General features: G+C 62.8%; 15 protein-coding genes. All 15 read right to left on the bottom strand.

Features of this window, described 5'->3' with window-relative positions; all coding sequences use genetic code 11:
* Nucleotides 1–272 precede the first annotated feature (272 nt).
* Complete coding sequence (locus Q7T64_RS17325) at nucleotides 273–1,934, bottom strand: thiamine pyrophosphate-dependent enzyme (RefSeq protein ID WP_304798346.1); 1,662 nt, start codon at nucleotides 1,932–1,934, stop codon at nucleotides 273–275.
* A gap of 28 nt (nucleotides 1,935–1,962) precedes the next feature.
* The gene (locus Q7T64_RS17330; RefSeq protein WP_304798349.1) at nucleotides 1,963–2,943 is read right to left on the bottom strand and encodes a tripartite tricarboxylate transporter substrate binding protein; all 981 of its coding nucleotides are present in this window, start codon (nucleotides 2,941–2,943) and stop codon (nucleotides 1,963–1,965) included.
* A gap of 34 nt (nucleotides 2,944–2,977) precedes the next feature.
* Complete coding sequence (locus Q7T64_RS17335) at nucleotides 2,978–4,333, bottom strand: FAD-binding oxidoreductase (RefSeq protein ID WP_304798352.1); 1,356 nt, start codon at nucleotides 4,331–4,333, stop codon at nucleotides 2,978–2,980.
* Complete coding sequence (locus Q7T64_RS17340; RefSeq protein ID WP_304798356.1) at nucleotides 4,326–5,978, bottom strand: FAD-dependent oxidoreductase; 1,653 nt, start codon at nucleotides 5,976–5,978, stop codon at nucleotides 4,326–4,328. The genes Q7T64_RS17335 and Q7T64_RS17340 overlap by 8 nt, the downstream gene beginning before the upstream one ends.
* A gap of 117 nt (nucleotides 5,979–6,095) precedes the next feature.
* Complete coding sequence (locus Q7T64_RS17345) at nucleotides 6,096–6,917, bottom strand: SDR family NAD(P)-dependent oxidoreductase (RefSeq protein WP_304798359.1); 822 nt, start codon at nucleotides 6,915–6,917, stop codon at nucleotides 6,096–6,098.
* A 10-nt stretch (nucleotides 6,918–6,927) separates the two neighbouring features.
* Entirely contained in the window at nucleotides 6,928–7,920 is a 993-nt protein-coding gene (locus tag Q7T64_RS17350) for a tripartite tricarboxylate transporter substrate binding protein (RefSeq protein ID WP_304798363.1), read from the bottom strand.
* A gap of 49 nt (nucleotides 7,921–7,969) precedes the next feature.
* Nucleotides 7,970–8,773 carry a 4-hydroxy-2-oxoheptanedioate aldolase gene (hpaI, locus tag Q7T64_RS17355; RefSeq protein ID WP_304798367.1) on the bottom strand — a complete coding sequence of 268 codons (804 nt, stop codon included), beginning with the start codon at nucleotides 8,771–8,773 and terminating at the stop codon, nucleotides 7,970–7,972.
* 14 nt (nucleotides 8,774–8,787) lie between these two features.
* The gene (hpaH, locus tag Q7T64_RS17360) at nucleotides 8,788–9,591 is read right to left on the bottom strand and encodes a 2-oxo-hept-4-ene-1,7-dioate hydratase (protein WP_304798370.1); all 804 of its coding nucleotides are present in this window, start codon (nucleotides 9,589–9,591) and stop codon (nucleotides 8,788–8,790) included.
* A 1-nt stretch (nucleotide 9,592) separates the two neighbouring features.
* On the bottom strand, nucleotides 9,593–10,465 hold the full coding sequence (gene hpaD, locus Q7T64_RS17365; protein WP_304798373.1) for a 3,4-dihydroxyphenylacetate 2,3-dioxygenase: 873 nt from the start codon (nucleotides 10,463–10,465) through the stop codon (nucleotides 9,593–9,595).
* A 27-nt stretch (nucleotides 10,466–10,492) separates the two neighbouring features.
* The gene (hpaE, locus tag Q7T64_RS17370) at nucleotides 10,493–11,950 is read right to left on the bottom strand and encodes a 5-carboxymethyl-2-hydroxymuconate semialdehyde dehydrogenase (RefSeq protein ID WP_304798378.1); all 1,458 of its coding nucleotides are present in this window, start codon (nucleotides 11,948–11,950) and stop codon (nucleotides 10,493–10,495) included.
* 32 nt (nucleotides 11,951–11,982) lie between these two features.
* Nucleotides 11,983–12,741 (bottom strand): fumarylacetoacetate hydrolase family protein, encoded by a 759-nt coding sequence (locus Q7T64_RS17375; protein WP_304798380.1) that lies wholly within the window; start codon nucleotides 12,739–12,741, stop codon nucleotides 11,983–11,985.
* Complete coding sequence (locus Q7T64_RS17380; protein ID WP_304798382.1) at nucleotides 12,738–13,508, bottom strand: fumarylacetoacetate hydrolase family protein; 771 nt, start codon at nucleotides 13,506–13,508, stop codon at nucleotides 12,738–12,740. Before Q7T64_RS17380 ends, Q7T64_RS17375 begins: the two co-directional genes overlap by 4 nt.
* Before the next feature lie 247 nt (nucleotides 13,509–13,755).
* Entirely contained in the window at nucleotides 13,756–13,950 is a 195-nt protein-coding gene (locus Q7T64_RS17385; RefSeq protein ID WP_304798385.1) for a hypothetical protein, read from the bottom strand.
* 10 nt (nucleotides 13,951–13,960) lie between these two features.
* Nucleotides 13,961–14,569: a 3-phenylpropionate/cinnamic acid dioxygenase subunit beta gene (locus Q7T64_RS17390; protein ID WP_304798389.1), complete on the bottom strand. Its 609-nt coding sequence runs from the start codon at nucleotides 14,567–14,569 to the stop codon at nucleotides 13,961–13,963.
* A gap of 31 nt (nucleotides 14,570–14,600) precedes the next feature.
* Nucleotides 14,601–15,956: an aromatic ring-hydroxylating dioxygenase subunit alpha gene (locus Q7T64_RS17395; RefSeq protein ID WP_304798392.1), complete on the bottom strand. Its 1,356-nt coding sequence runs from the start codon at nucleotides 15,954–15,956 to the stop codon at nucleotides 14,601–14,603.
* Nucleotides 15,957–15,974 lie beyond the last annotated feature (18 nt).

The raw sequence follows: 15,974 nt of genomic DNA on the forward strand, positions 1-15,974 counted from the left end.
GGCCATGGGTCAGGGGCAGCCAATGCCGCCTGACTAAACGTGGCCAAAGCCAGGAAGGCGCCGATCAATTTCTGAAGCATTTTGTCTCCGTCGTTGTTATACAAAAGGTCGCCCATAGTATTGAGCTAACTTAGGATGGTCAAGTGTGGCATTCCACAATCGCGCGGGTTGTCCAGCCGATGCCATGCCAGGCTATCTTTCGATGGAAAACGGTGTTCCTGGCAGGGCTTTCTGCCCTGTACGCATTTGTTTTGAATACCTGCATCATCAACTCAACGCTTCAATGGATTGGCCGGAGCTGCCGGGCCGACGGCGCCTTTCATCGGCAAGAGGCGCAGCAAATGCCAGGGGCTGGGCATTTCGCCAAGCTTGACCTCGATCAGGACGGGTCCGGGCTCGGCAAGCGAGGCCTTGATTGCTGCACCGAGCCCGGCAGGCGAGTCGACTGAAACGGCAGGCACGCCAAACGCCTTGCCGAGCAACAGGAAATCCGGGTTGGCCAATTCAACGGCCACCTCGGCCCCGAACTCCCGTTTCTGGATCGCGCGCACATTGCCGTAGTAGCCGTCGTTGAAAACCACCACCGTGACCGGCAGGCGATAGCGTTTTGCGGTGGCCAGTTCCTGGAGGTTCCAGCCAAAGCCGCCGTCGCCGGTAATCGACAGTACCCGGCGCCCGCCTGCCGCTACCGCTGCACCAAGCGCGGTCGGGAAACCGTAGCCCAGCGCACCCTGGTAGCCGGGCCCGATATAAGTGCGCGATTGGTAGAGCGGGAACGCGATGCGCGCAAGGTAGCCGACCTGGGTCAGTTCATTGACGAAAATGCCGTCTTCCGGCAAGGCCGCCCGCATTTCCGCAACGTAGGCCGCTTGCGGCGATACCGCGTCGATCTGCAACTGCGCCCAATCCTTCACGCTTTGCGCCTCGGCCAGCGATAGCGCACTGCGCTTGGCCACCCGGGATGTCAGCTCGCGCAATCCATCGCCAACGTCACCCAGCAAAGCCACTTCCGGTTGGCGCGGTGGCGACAAGTCGTCGCGGTCGATGTTCAGGTGGATGGTGCGAATGCCTGCGCCTGGCCAGGATTGCGTAGGAAACAGGGAATCGATGAAGCGGCTGCCAGCGACCAGCACGACATCGGCGTGCTCGAACACGGCGCGCCCGGCGAGCGCGTGCATGGCCAATGGGTGACGGTCGCTGACTGCGCCGCGCGCATTGTCGCTCATCACCACCGGTGCGCCGATACGCTCTGCCAGCGCCATCACGGCCAGACCGGTGTCGGCCGCCACCACGCCGCCGCCGATATAGATGACCGGAAAACGCGCCTGGTCCAGCAGCCGGGCAGCGGCATCGAGCGCGTTGCGGTCCAAGCCTGGCAGGGCCTCTTGTTCGCCGGCTGCCGGCAGTGCTTGCTCGACCCTGGTATTGAGGAAATCATGCGGGATTTCCACACCCACCGGACGCCCCCGCCCGTGCTGCATGGCGGCGACCGCAGAGCCGATGGCGCCGGGGATTGCCGCCGCCGATTGCACCAGGGTGCTCCACTTCGTGAGGCCGCGTAGGTAACCGGTCTGGTCCTTGATTTCATGCAGCAAGCCATAGCCGCGGCCGAGGCCGGCCGAGCAGATTTGCGGCGTGATGAACAGTACTTTCGAGTTGGCGGAATAGGCGGTGGCCAGTCCCGCGCCGGCATTGAGCGCGCCCGGGCCGGGCACCACCATGGCAGTGCCGAATTTGCCCGAGGCGCGGTAGTAGCCGTCCGCCATGTAGGTGGTGCTCTGCTCATGCCGCGGCACGAACAGATTGACCTTGTCGCCGGCCTGGCGCAGCGCTTCCACGGCCCAGTCCAGCTGGATACCGGGGATCATGAAGATGTCCTTCACGCCGTGCTCGATGAGGCTGTTTACCAATAGCTGGCCGCCAGTGATACTCATGTTTTTATTCCTTGCAGGGTGACAGGGCTTATTTCGCGCGAGCCGGCATGGTCGCGATCACGGCGGCCCACTTGCTGGACTCGGCCGCAATATATTGGGCGAACTCTTGCGGACCCAGGTAGGAAGGCTCGGCGGACAGGGCCAGGATTTGTTGCTGCACCTCGGGGTCGGCGCTGACGGCTTTCAATTCATTGGCCAGCCGATCGAATATGGGCGCGGGGATCTTTGCATTGGCAAAAATTCCCATCCACGCAGGCGCCGCGTAACCTGGCACGCCGGATTCAGCCACGGTTGGAATATCCGCCGCAAGTTTGCTCCGGTTGGCACTGGTAACGGCAACGGCTTTCACCTTGCCTGCCTTGATATGCGGCGCAGCGGACGTCAGGTCGACCACGGCCACGCTGACCTGCCCGCCCAGTACATCGGTCAGCGCTGGTGCACTGCCGCGGTAGGGCACCGGCGTGATGGGCGTCCTGGTGCTGGAGGCCAGCAGTTCAACCGAAAGGTGTTGGGCCGTGTACTGTCCGGAGTTTCCGCAGGAGAGGCCATTGCCGGTTCTTGCCTGCTTCAGCACATCCTGCACGGTATTGATGCCGCTGCCTGGCGCGGCCACAAACACCAGCGGTATGTCGGCGACTTTTGCCAGCGGCCTCAATTGTTTCTGGGGATCGAAACTGGCGTTGCCCGGCAGGTTCGGGTTAATGGCGATTGCGCCTGTGGCACCCATGGCGATGGTGTAACCGTCCGGCGCTGCATTGATGATCCTGATCAGCGCCGTCGCTCCACCAGCTCCGGGCTTGTTCTCTACGATGACTGGCTTGCCCAAACTGGCCGACAGCTTCTTGCCGATGATGCGTGCGATGCCGTCGGCCGATGCGCCAGGCGGGAATGGCACAACCAGGGTGATCGGTTTTTCCGGATAGGCGCCCTGGGCGGCGGCCAGGGTCGAGGCCAGCATCAATCCGGCGGCCAGGATGAAGGTGCGCTTGCTTTGCTTTTTCTCGTTCATGGTGTCTCTTCCAGTTTATGTTTTTTTGGGTGATTCAAAAAATCCGGCCGGGGTTCAGTATCCCGAGCGGGTCGAGCGAATGCTTGATGGCTTTCATCGCGGCGATGTCGGGCGCCGAACGTGACGAGGCAAGGTAGGATTTTTTCTTTCGCCCCACGCCGTGCTCGGCGGTGACGCAGGTTTCCAGTGGTTTCAAATGCCGGTACAAGGCCTGTTCGGCAAGTTGCATCTCTTCCGGGCTGCGGCAAGGGCCGACCAGTGCGTGCAAGTTGCCGTCGCCGACATGGCCAAAAAAATAGGACTTCACTGCCGGCAAGTCCTTCTGCAACTGCGCCTTGGCCAACAGCACGAACGATTCGTAGCCGGCCGGATCCATGCCAAGGTCGAAGCCCACATAAGGACGGATCGGCGCCTGCAATTCGGGAATCGATTCGCGCAACATCCACAGTTGCTGGGCATCACGCTCGGAAGCCGGCAGGATGGCGTCCAGCACCAGGCCCTGCTCCATCAGCTCGCTGGCGAAATCCTCGGTCAGGCGTGCCAGCACGTCGTGGCTCTCGCCTTCCACCTCGACCAGCAGGGCCGGACGACCGGCGAAGGAGGCCGGCAGCGCACGTCCGGCGCCGCGCGCCGCAACAACACCTTCAATGAAGTCCGGCCACATCGCTTCTGCCGCAGAAAGAGCGCCGCCAAGTCCGAATTTGCAACGTTGCAGCACGGTTTGCAGGCCGGCGTCGGGCGCCAGCGCCAGCAGGAAGCTGCGACGCGCAGCCGGCTTTGGGACCAGCTTCAATGCCAGCCGGGTAATGATGCCAAGCGTGCCTTCGCTACCCACCAGGAGCTGGCTGAGCGAATAGCCGGAATTGTTTTTCACCAGCTTGTTGGGCGGCCCGATCACGCTGCCATCGGCCAGCACCGCCTCCAGGCCGAGGATGACGTCGCGGGTATTGCCGTACTTGACCACACGGCAGCCGCCGGCATTGGTAGCGGCATTGCCGCCAAGCTGGCAGGAGCCGCGCGAGCCGAGGTCGATCGGGAACATCCAGCCCTCGGCCTCCACCATCGTTTGCAGGTCGGCCAGGATGACGCCGGCGCCGGCAACGACAATGCCGGCGCGACGGTCGAATTCCTCAACCTGGTCCAGCCGCTCCAGCGACAGCACCACCTCACTGTCGCCCGGCGCGGCGCCGCCCGATACCCCGGTGCGCCCGCCCTGCACCGCCAGCGCCTGCCTGGCGCGCTGGCAGTCAGCCACCAGGCTGGCGACTTCCTGCGTGCTGGCTGGGCGGGCCAGGCCAGCCGGCGTGCCGTAGCGGGTCCCGGACCAGTCGTGCAGGTATTTCTCATCCAGCGGGCCGGCCTGGACCTGGCCCGCCCACCACTCAGGCACTTGCCGCCCCACGGATCAGGTCAACCAGCGCCAGCGAATCGGCCGGCACGGCATCACCGCGCCAGGCGATGTGCTGGTCCGGTCGCGCCAGCACCAGCTTGCGGTCGTATGCCGCATCGGCCTCTTTGGGATCAATATCCAGCAGGACCAGGGGAACGCCGCGCTCGGCAGCCGCTTCCAGCAGCGCGTCGACCGGCACGGCCGGATCAAAGCGCAGCAGCGCATAGCCCATGCCCATCGCGTCGTACAGCGAGCGCCCATCGCGCAGCCACAGGTGTGGCACTCGGCAGCCGGGCACGGTCGATGGCGTGAAACCGGCCATGCTGTAGGCCGGTTGCTTCTCACCGTCATAGGCAATGATCGGCGACTTGTCATAGAAGTAGCCGAAATTCAGGCCGGCACAGGCATATTGCTGCACATTGAGCTCATAGGCTTGCTGGCCCTGCTGACGGCGTGCGGCTTCGCCGTCCGGTCCTGGCGCTTCAATGTTGGCGGGTACGCCGCCGCGCTGCTTGGCCATCGCAATGCAGTGATCCATCACGAAATAGGACACTTGCTGGGTAATCGGCTGGCGTTCGCGCTCGTAGGCGTCCAGGATGGATGCCGGCGCCCAGCCATTGAGGTGGGCCGCCAGCAACCAGGTCAGGTTGGTGGCGTCGGCAATGCCGGCATTCATGCCGTAACCGGCATACGGCACCCACAGGTGGGCTGCATCGCCGGCGATGAACACGCGCCCCTGGCGGAAGCGGTCCGCCACCAGCCGGCGGCCGTACCAGTCTTCATTGCTGAGCACTTCGTATTCAAACTCCGGACCGACGCCCAAGATCTCGCGGATGCATTTGTCGCGGTCCACCGAATCGAAATCCGCCTCATCGTCGCGCAGGTAGTTGTGGATCAGCCAGCGCTCGATGCCGTCAATGGCATACATGTTGCCGCAGCGCCGCGGGTTCAGCGAGAAGGTCGCCCAGGCCGGGCCTTCCTTCATCATCGACAGCAGTTTTGGGGCGCGGATGTAGGTCGACTGCACGCGCTGGATCACGGCGTCGCCTTCCAGTTTGGCGCCGATTTCCTTGCGCACCATGGACCTGCCGCCGTCGCAACCGACCATGTACCTGGCGCGGATTTCGAAGCTGCTGTCGTCGTCCAGGTTGCGCGCCCTGGCTGTCACCTGCTCGCTGTCCTGCGTGAATTCTTCGATCGCGGTGCGGTTCAGGATGCGCACATTACCGAAGGAAGCAGCATGCTCGAACAGCACCGGCTCCAGGAAGATCTGGTTGATGCGGTGCGGTGGCTCGGCCGTGGGCCAGCCGCAATCCGGTCCGTCGGTGGCGGTAAAGCGGTCCTTGCGGCTGGGGATCGGAATGCGGGTGAGTTCAACCCCGGTTGCGCTGGTGCGATAGGAAATCGAATGCGGATAGTCTTCAGGCAAACCGGTATTGCGCAGCTTGCCGGCCACGCCCAGGCGACGGAAAATTTCCATCGACCGGGCCGACGTATGGTTGCACTTGGGTGAAGGTGCTTCGCCGCGATGCCGCGTCTCGACCAGGATCACGTCGACGCCGCGCATGGCCAGGTCCATTGCCACTGTCAGGCCAATTGGCCCGCCGCCCACGACCAGTACGGATGCTTCCAGGTCCATCTTCATGCTTCAAGTCTCCAGCCGATGAATTTGAGAGTCACCCTGGCCAAGCCAGGGAGCCTCTTCGCTTATGTTTGATGCCGGCCAGCGCGCCTTGGCCCCTTGTCCGGTCCTGGCTGCAGCTCAGTTGCGCGCCGCAGGTTTTGGCGGCACGGGGCCGCCCTGGTTGGCGAAACAGCCAACGTCCACCACGGTTCCTGAAATGGTCCTTGCCTCGTCGGAAAGGAGGAAGGCGATGGTGCGCGCGAATTCGGTACCGTTGAGCGGGAAGCCGGCCGCAGTGCCCGGATAGTCACGATTCTTGAAGTCTTCCAGCACGCCATTGAAGCGGCCCACGCTCATGCCGGAGATGATGCCGCCGCCGCCCGGAATGGCGACGTTGACGCGGACGTGCTGATGGAAGTGGTCGTAGGCCATGGCCGTGCTCAGGGCCAGCAAGGCGCCCTTGCTGGCGGCATAGGCCGCCATGTTCGGCTTGCCGTAGCCGGCGCCCGAGCCGACATTGACGATCGCGCCGCCGCCCTGGCGCGCCATGTGCGGTATGACCTGCCGGCACGCCAGGTAGACGCCCCTGACGTTGACAGCCATGATCCGCTCGAACACATCTTCGGCAGTGCTCAGCACCGTGCCCAGGGGGCCAATCGCTGCATTGTTGACCAGGCCGTCGATGCGTCCGTGGCGCGCCAGCGTGTGGCTGACCACCCGCTCGACATCAGCAGCCAGGGACACATCCGCCTCCAGGATGTCGGCCTCAAGCCCGGCTTCGTCCAGCGCCTGCTGCAATCCTTCCGTGCCGCTGGCGGTACTGGACACTTGCCTGCCAGCCAGGCCGAAGGCGACCACCGCGTGGCCGCGACGGGCCAGTTCAACGACGATATCCTGGCCCAGGCCGAAGGTTCCGCCGGTGACGATCGTGACCGGCCTGGGTGGCGTGGCTTGCGGCATGCCAGTCTCCTTATTCGGCCTTGATGTTGGCCGATTTGGCCAGCGCGGACCACTTGGCGATATCGCTGCTGATGCGCTTGGCAAATGCTGCGGTGTCGGTATTGCCCGGCGCCATGCCCAGGCGTTCGATCTGGCGCACGACATCCTTGTCGTCGAGGATCTCTTTCAATGCGGCCCTGACGGCGGCAATCACTGCTGGCGGTGTGCCCTTGGGCGCAACCAGGCCGGTGAAGATGGTGGCGTCATAGCCGGGGATGACGGTTTCGGACAGGGTCGGCACATCCGGCAGCGTTGACGAACGGGTCGGCGTTGTCACTGCCAGGCCGCGCAGCTTGCCGCCCTTGATCTGCGACAGTACAGCGCTGATGTCGGACACCGAGAACTGTGTTTCGCCGGACAGTACCGACATGACGGCCGGGCCGGACCCCTTGTACGGCACATGGCTCAGCTTGAAGCCTGATTCACGTGCAAACAGCTCGGCGGCCAGCTGGAAGGTGGAAGAACCGACCGCGTGGTCCAGCGTGCGTGCACCCGGTTTTTTGGCAGCGTCGATCAGGTCCTTGATGTTTTTGTAGGGGGAGTCGGCGTGGACCGTCACCACCAGCGGGAACGAACCCAGCACGGCGATCGGCTCGAAATCCCGCACGGGATCATACGGAAGGCGGCTGTACAGCGACGGGTTGATGGTGAGTGCGCCGCTGGAAGCAACGAACAACGTGTAGCCGTCCGCCTTGGCTTTTGCCGAGTATTCGGCAGCGATGATCGAAGCGGCGCCTGGCTTGTTTTCCACCACGAAAGACTGCTTCAATTTCTCCTGCAACTTGACGGAGAAGATACGGGCCAGGATGTCATTGGTGCCGCCCGGAGGAAAGCCGACGATCAGCTTGACCGGCTTGTCGGGATACTGCTGGGCCAGCGCATCGCGCGCCGGCAGCATCATGGCGCCGAGTACGGCGGTGCTGGCTGCCGCTACGGCAAGCATGCGAGTGATATTCAATTTCATGTGGGGTCTCCTTGGGATTTGGATAAAAATTAAAGACAAAAGACCGGGTTCAATACCCGCCGCCTGTTTCGGGGGCTTTGGTCTTTCCTGCAGCGAATTGGCCGGCCAGGCTGGCAGCAGCCTGGACGAGCAAAGTGGTGTCGACGCCGACGGCAACGAATTGCGCGCCAGCCTCCAGGTAACGTCGGGCCAGGGCCTGGTCGGCAGTCAGCACGCCGGCCGCCTTGCCCGCCGCTTTCACGGTACGGATGCCATCGAGAATGGCTTGCTGTACGTCGGGATGCCCGGGCTTGCCCCGCAATCCCAGCGAAGCGGCGAGGTCGGCCGGACCGAAGAACACGCCGTCCACACCCTCGACACGGGCAATCGCATCCAGGTTGCGCAGCGACTCGGCCGACTCGGCCTGTACCAGCAGGCACATCTGGCCGTTGGCCTCTTCGATGTAGTTGTCGACCTGGTTCCAGCGCGAGGCGCGCGCCAGCGCCGCGCCCACGCCGCGTATGCCCTGCGGCGGATAGCGCATGGCCGACACCATTTCTGCGGCTTGGGCGGCGTTGTCGATCATCGGTATCAGCAAGCTTTGGGCGCCGATGTCCAGGTATTGCTTGACCAGCGCCACGTCCGCGCGCACCGGCCGCACCACCGGATGCACCGCATAGGGCGCCACTGCGCGCAATTGCTCGAGGATGCTGCGCGGGTCATTGGGGGCATGTTCGCCGTCCAGCAGCAGCCAGTCGAAGCCGACGCCAGCCAGCGCCTCGGCAGCATTGGCGTCGGCCAGGCCGACCCACAGGCCGATCTGGTCGGCACCGGCGCGCAAGGCGTCGCGGAATGTATTTTGAGGAATTTTCATGATGGGCAGCCTTGTCAGGCGAAACGGAAACTGACCACGCCCAGCGGGCCGTAGTCGGCACTGAAGGTGTCGCCAAGCGCGCCACCGACAGGACGGGTAAATGAACCGGCCAGCACGATATCGCCCGGATTGAGTTCTTCATCCCACGGCGCGATCTTGTTGGCCAGCCAGGCCACGCCATTGCCGGGATGACCGAGCACGCCGGCGGCCAGGCCGGTTTCTTCGATCACGCCATTCTTGAACAGCATGGCGCCGATCCAGCGCAGGTCCACATCGTCAGGACGCACTGGCCGGCCGCCCAGCACGATGCCGGCATTGGCGGCAAAGTCGGAGATGGTGTCGAACACCTTGCGCGGCGCCTTGGTGTCGCGGTCGAATTGCTCGATGCGGGCATCGATGATCTCGATTGCCGGGCTCACGTAGTCGGTCGCCTTGAGCACATCGAACAGCGTGATGCCCGGTCCGCGCAGGCCGCGGCCCAGCACGAAAGCCAATTCGACTTCAATGCGCGGTGCGATGAAACGCGACATCGGAATATCGCCGCCCGACTCGAAGAACATGTCGTCCATCAATGGCGCGTAATCGGGTTCGTCGATCTGGCTCGACAGCTGCATGGCGCGCGAAGTCAGGCCGATCTTGCGCCCGCGAATGTGCCGTCCTGCCGCCAACTCTTTGGCCACCCAGGCGCGCTGGATCGCATAGCCATCCTCGATGCTCATTTCGGGATAGCGCTTGGACAGATGCCGGACCTGTACGCCTTGCTGGCGTGCTGCGCGCAATTCGTCGGCCAGCGCTTCAATGATTTTCTTGTCGAGCATGTCAGGACTCCTGGGACTTGAGCGGCGTGACCGGGAACACGGCGTTGATCTGCCCGGTGCCGGAACTGGGAAAATATGGCGTGACGATTTCCGCCGGCTGGTCGTAGCGATCCCAGCCCAGGGCGCCCAGCAGCATGGCGGTGTCATGCATGAAGCCTTCACCGTGCGCCTTCTCGGCGTATTCCGGCAACATGGCTGTGAATTGCGCCCATTCGGCGCGCTGCCACATGCCCACCACATGGTGGTCCAGTTCTTCCAGGAAAGGGCTCCAGTTGCGGTTCATGTATTGGTCGGCAACGCCGTTCTGCGCGAAACGATGCGACAGCGAGCCGCTGGCGAAGAACGCCACCCGGCCGTCATAATTTTTTTCCACCGCTTCACGCATGGCGCGACCCAGGCGGGCGCTGTCTTGCAGGTTGTGCACGGTGCAGAAGGCCGACACCGACACCACCTTGAAACGGCGGTCGCTGTTCATGTAGCGCATCGGCACCAGGGTGCCGTACTCCAGGCTCAACGTGGTGTCGGCGTGCGCCCGTGTATGTACGCCGGCCTCGGTGGCGGCGTCGGCCAGCAACTGGCCCAGCGCCGGATTGCCGTCGTACTCGTAGGGCATGTTCTTGATGAAATGCGGCAGTTCGTTGCTGGTGTAGACGCCCTTGAAGTGCGCCGCATTGTTGATGTGGTAACCGGAATTCACCAGCCAGTGCGTGTCGAACACGACGATCGTGTCCACGCCAAGCGCGCGGCAGCGGCGGGCAATTTCATGGTGGCCATCGATCGCCGCCTGGCGGCAGCCCTTGTGCGGGCCGTCCAGCTCGGACAGGTACAGCGACGGTACGTGGGTAATCTTTGCAGCCAGTGCCAGTTGTCCCAACTTGCTCTCCTTTAATCGGTTCCGGGCTTACACGCCCCAGTGCGGGATATGGTGGGAGCCGAGCGATACGGCCACGTTTTTCGGCTCCAGGAAAACTTCGTAGCTCCAGGTGCCGCCTTCACGGCCGGTGCCGCTGGCCTTGGTGCCGCCGAATGGCTGGCGCAGGTCGCGCACGTTCTGGCTGTTGACAAAGCACATGCCCGCCTCCACCGCTGCGGCAACACGGTGGGCGCGGCCGATGCTCTCGGTCCACACATAGCTCGACAAGCCATAGGCGATGTCATTGCTGATGCGGATGGCGTCGGCTTCATCCTTGAAAGGAATCAGGCAGGCGACCGGGCCAAAAATCTCGTCCTGCGCGATCTTCATGCGGTTGTCGACGTCGGCAAACACCGTCGGCAACACGAAATTGCCCTTGGCCAGGTGTGGCGGCAGGTCCGGCGTGCCAAGGCCGCCGCACAGCATGGTCGCGCCCTCCTTGGGACCAAGTTCGATGTAGCTGCGCACCTTGGCCAGGTGGGCCTGGCTGATCATGGGACCCACGATGGTGGACTCCTCCAGCGGGTCGCCCACGGAAATACGTTTGGCGCGCTCGGCAAAGCGGCTGGCGAAATCCGCATAAATGGATTGCTGCACCAGGATCCGGCTGCCGGCAGTGCAACGCTCGCCATTGTTGGAAAAGATCATGAAGACAGCCGCGTCCAGCGCGCGGTCGAGATCCGCATCCTCGAAAATCACGAAGGGACTTTTGCCGCCAAGCTCCATCGAAAATTTCTTCAGGCCGGCAGACTTGACGATGCGGTTGCCGGTCGCCGTCGATCCGGTGAAGGAAATCACGCGCACGTCAGGATGCGCGACCAGCGGCTCGCCGGTTTGTGTGCCATAGCCATGCACGAGATTGAGCACACCGGCGGGCACGCCGGCTTCCAGCGCCAGCTCACCCAGGCGGCTGGCCGTGATCGGCGACAATTCGCTCATCTTCAGTACTGCGGTATTGCCGCAAGCCAGGCAGGGCGCCGTCTTCCACGTCGCCGTCAAGAACGGCACGTTCCACGGGGAAATCAGCGCGCACACGCCCACCGGATGGAACAGCGTGTAATTGAGATGGGTGGGCGTCGGGTAAGTGTGGCCGTCAGTGCGGGTACACATCTCGGCAAAATAATGGAAATTGTCGGCAGCGCGCGGCACCAGCTGCTTGCCGGTCTGGGAAATCACCTGTCCGGTGTCGCGCGTTTCCCAGTCGGCGATCTCGGGCACGTTTTTCGCGATCAGGTCGCCCAGCTTGTGCATGATCTTCGCGCGCTCGGGAGCAGGACGGGCTGCCCAGCCAGGGAAAGCAGCCTTGGCCGCGGCCACCGCCTGGTTGACTTCCTCGGCGCCGCCGCGCGCGACCTCGGCCAGCACTTCCTGGTTGGCCGGGTTGGTGGTCTCGAAATACTCACGGCTTTCGACCTTGCGGCCGTCTATCAAATGTTCGATTCGCATACTGTTCTCTCTGTTGCGGGTTACCGAGGTGTTCAGCGGCCGAAAACGTCGTCAGCCACCAGATAATTCACCAGCCTGCCTACGCCTTCGATTTCGGTCACGACTTCATCACCCGGCTGCACATCGACCACGCCTTCCGGAGTGCCGGTCAGGATAACGTCCCCGACCGACAGCGTCATGAAGCTGCTCAGGTATTCGATCAGCACCGGGATCGAGAACACCAGGTCACGGGTATTGCCGCTCTGCGTCTGTTTGCCGTTGACGGTCGTGCGCAGCGCAAGATTGGCGGGATCGGGCACGTCGGCCGCTTCCACCAGCCAGGGACCGAGCGCGGTGCAGGTATCGCGGTTCTTGACGCGGAAATTCGGTCGGTACCAGTTTTCGAGGTAGTCGCGGATGGCATAGTCGTTCGCCACCGAGTAGCCGATTACATGGTCCATCGCGGCGTCGCGGCTGATGTTGCGGCCGGCGCGGCCGATGATCACGGCCAGTTCACACTCGTAGTGCATGAAAGCCGCATCGCCCGGACGGCGGGTCTGGCCGCGATGCCCGATCACGGCGCCCGGCCCCTTGAAAAACACCAGCGGCTCATCCTGGGCAGCGAAGCTCAGTTCCTTGGCATGGTCGGCATAGTTAAGGCCCAGCGCAATCACGGTGCCCAGTTCCACCGGTGGCAGCCACACCACCTGGTCTTCGTCCAGCAGACGGCCATCCTCAAGCTGGATACGGCCTTCGCCAGCCGGCGTCGCGGTGTGGATACCGCCTGAATAAGCGACGCGTGCGAACCTCATTTCCCTTCTCCCACAAGCATGGACTCTTCAACGATCCGGTTCGACAGGCGACCGACGCCATCGATTTCGATCTCCACCAACTGACCTGGCCGGGCAGTCGGGCAAGGCCAGGCCTGGCCGGCCAGCAGCACGTCACCGGCCTGCAGCGTCATGAAATCCGTGACGTCCTCCAACAGGCGCGCAATGGGGCGCTGGAAAGCGGGACTGGCGTCCATCGCAAGCTCACCGTCTATCCACATGCGCACCCGCGCACCGTCCGGGATGCCCACACGGGATGCGGCGCGCACCCAGGGGCCGACCGGGCAAAAACCATCCCTGGCGCGCAGACGCACCGAAGGACGATAGAAACTGGTATGCGGGATGCTCACATCGTTCACCACCACATAGCCGGCGATGACGCTGGCGGCATCGGCCGCCTTGACGCGGCAGGCGGTGCGCCCGATCACGATGCCCAGCGAGGGTCCCATGCTGAGTTCTGTAACCCCGGCTGGCGCCGGTATCGGCGCGCCGTGACCGATGACTGTGTTGCGCGGCTTCAGGTAGAGCACCGGCGCCTTCGGCGGCGCCTTGTAGGGCGGCTGGCTGGACGCCTCGCCCAGGGCTGCCAATGCCGCCGGGTCATTCAACAGCACGCCGTATACCGAGCCCGTCACCGGCACACGCAGCGCAGCGCCGCCTTCAAGCAATTTCCGCGCAGCCTCAAGCGGCAAATCTTTGGCCAGGGCGGCGTTCCCTTCATGAACCAGGGTGTCGTGGACTACAAGCATGGTTTCCTCTATCTCCGATACGCGCGGCGCTGCTGCGTCGTCAAATTCGTTAAGATGTTATCAGTTATTCGTTAAGATGTAATCGTTTTTTCGGGTTGCCGCCGGACGGCGCAGCTTCCGGCCGGACAAGCGCCAATCGTGGCCGCCAATCGCAGCCGCCAAACGACAGCAAAAGGGAATCCCTCCCCGCTTGCGCGGGTTGGAATGCTCCCTTTTGATCCCTTTTGTTCCTTGCCGCGGCAGCAGATTATTGCGCTACGGCCAGGCCGCTGATTTCCTCGCAGTGCACCAATTCTTCATCGCCCACCGCATGGGCGCTGTCGGCGCTGGTAAAGCGCACCTGCACCCAGATGCCGTCGCCAATGTTTTCCGTTACTTCGCCGGTCGCGCCGGTTTTCAGCTTGACGCAGTCACCAGCTTGCAATTCCAGAAGATTGAGCATGCCCTACTCCTTACAGAAAGATGGAAAGGTTTTTGGCCAGCATCACGTTGTGACCGAGATGGATTTCACGCCTGGCCAGCTTGAAACCGTCGCCTTCACGGCGCAGCACGTCATAGCGCTTGCCGACAAACAGATATTCTTCGTACTCGCAGCGATTCTGGTAGGTCACGAAGGCGTTGCGCACGGCAAATTCCTGCTGGCCTGCGCGGTTGGTGCGTGTGCCGGTGACTTGCACGTTGCTGACCACCCGTGCCAGGCGCGACAGCGGCTCCTCGGCCCAGTGCACGCCGGTCAGGATCTGCTCCACGCGCTTGTTCATCGACCACTTGCCTTCGTTGAACCAGCTCATCTCCTGCTCATAACGAGTGTATTCGCGCTTTTCGTGCTCGCCGAACTTGACGTTGAAGGTCATGGGCATGAAGTACACCAGGTCTTCGGCCAGCGTGTCGATCCATTCCTTGAAACGACGGCTGTCGAGCAGCTCGGCTTCGTCGTACAGGAATTCCTCTGCTTCGCGGCGCAGCCGATAGTAGGCATCGTCGCGCGCCAGGGGGGTAAAAGGTGTGTCGTCGTTGGCGGTCTTTATCTGGACCGCGATGTCTTGAACGATTTCAGTCATTGGTATTCCTTGTCGATTCAGCAGTCGATCATCAGTCGGCCAGGCTGGCCGGGCCCTTGTCATGCAAGCCAAGCAAGGTGTCCCAGTCGGCGTCATTCATGTAGTCCCTCCAGCGGCGGTAGAACTGGCGCGGATTTTCCTCGCTGACCTGCACGCTGACATTGCCGGCAACCGGACCGTCGGTAGTCACTTTGCCGAGCGATTGCTGGTAATTGTAGGGATAGCGCTTGGCGATGGTGCCCACGCTGCCGGCGGTCGCGTAGTTCCAGTTTTCCATGTCGTCCTGCTCGGTCATGCCGGCGGGACCCGAGTAGCGCATGTAATAAATGCGCAGGAAATCCTTCACTTCCTGCGGTGCATCGGCATCCACCAGGAAGAAGCGCCAGGCTTCCGTCGAGGTCGGGCCATGCGGATGCCACAGGCACAGGGTGCGCGGCTGCTTTCCGTGGTACGACAGGTTCGGATAAATGGTGCCGACGAAAGGCACCAGCTTGGCACGGTCGCCCAGCCGGCGCTTGCGCTCGGCGTTGCAATATTCGAAATATTCGCGCACCACCGGATTGTTCTTGAAAGTGTCGACGATGGGGGCTTCGTCAGGAACGATGGCGCTGTGCACCCCATGACCTGCGCCATAGTTGACCCACAGGTGCTTGGCATGCTCGAGTTCATTGTCGCGCCGTCCGGCCACGCCCTCTTGCGCGCTCGGGCCAATGCCGATCAGGTCTACCGAGCGGTGGCTGACATTGTGATAGGTGTCGCCAAGGAAGTTTTCGGCGGCGAATTTCCAGTTGCAAGGGATGATCCACTTGTGCACGCCGAACAGCACTTCCGAGCCGCCCTCGCGGCCGTCGCGCGCATCCAGCGCCAGGTCCAGGTGTTCTTTCGCCCCGCCCAGGTAAGTCAGGAAATCGGGCGCGTCCTTGTCCCAGCTGGCCCACACGGTCCCCTTGTAGGTCGCCAGCTTTGGCACCTCGATCAGGGACCAGTCTTCCTTGTTCATGTGCTCGTCGTACAGGGCCTTGTACTGCGGCACGCCGAACAGCTTTCCCTCGGTGGTGAAACTCCAGCTGTGATACGGACAGGTGAACAGCTGTGTGTTGCCGTGGTCGTACTGGCAGACCTTCATGCCGCGGTGACGGCATGAGTTCAGGAATACGTGCAGCTTGTTCTTCTTGTCACGCGTGAGGATCACCGATTCCGCGCCCATCCTGGAGGTGAAGAAGTCGCCCGGCTTGGGAACCAGGCTTTCGTGCCCGACCATCAACCATGCGCGGGTGAATACCTTTTCCAGTTCTTCTTCGTAGATTTCCTTGCTGGAAAAAATCTGGCGGTCGATCGTGCCTTCCCGCAGCTTGATCATGCGGTCGTAGGGCGTTGGATTGCTCATCGTGCTCCTCTTGATTGG

Source organism: Lacisediminimonas sp. (genome assembly GCF_030645335.1).
Classification (GTDB): domain Bacteria; phylum Pseudomonadota; class Gammaproteobacteria; order Burkholderiales; family Burkholderiaceae_D; genus Lacisediminimonas.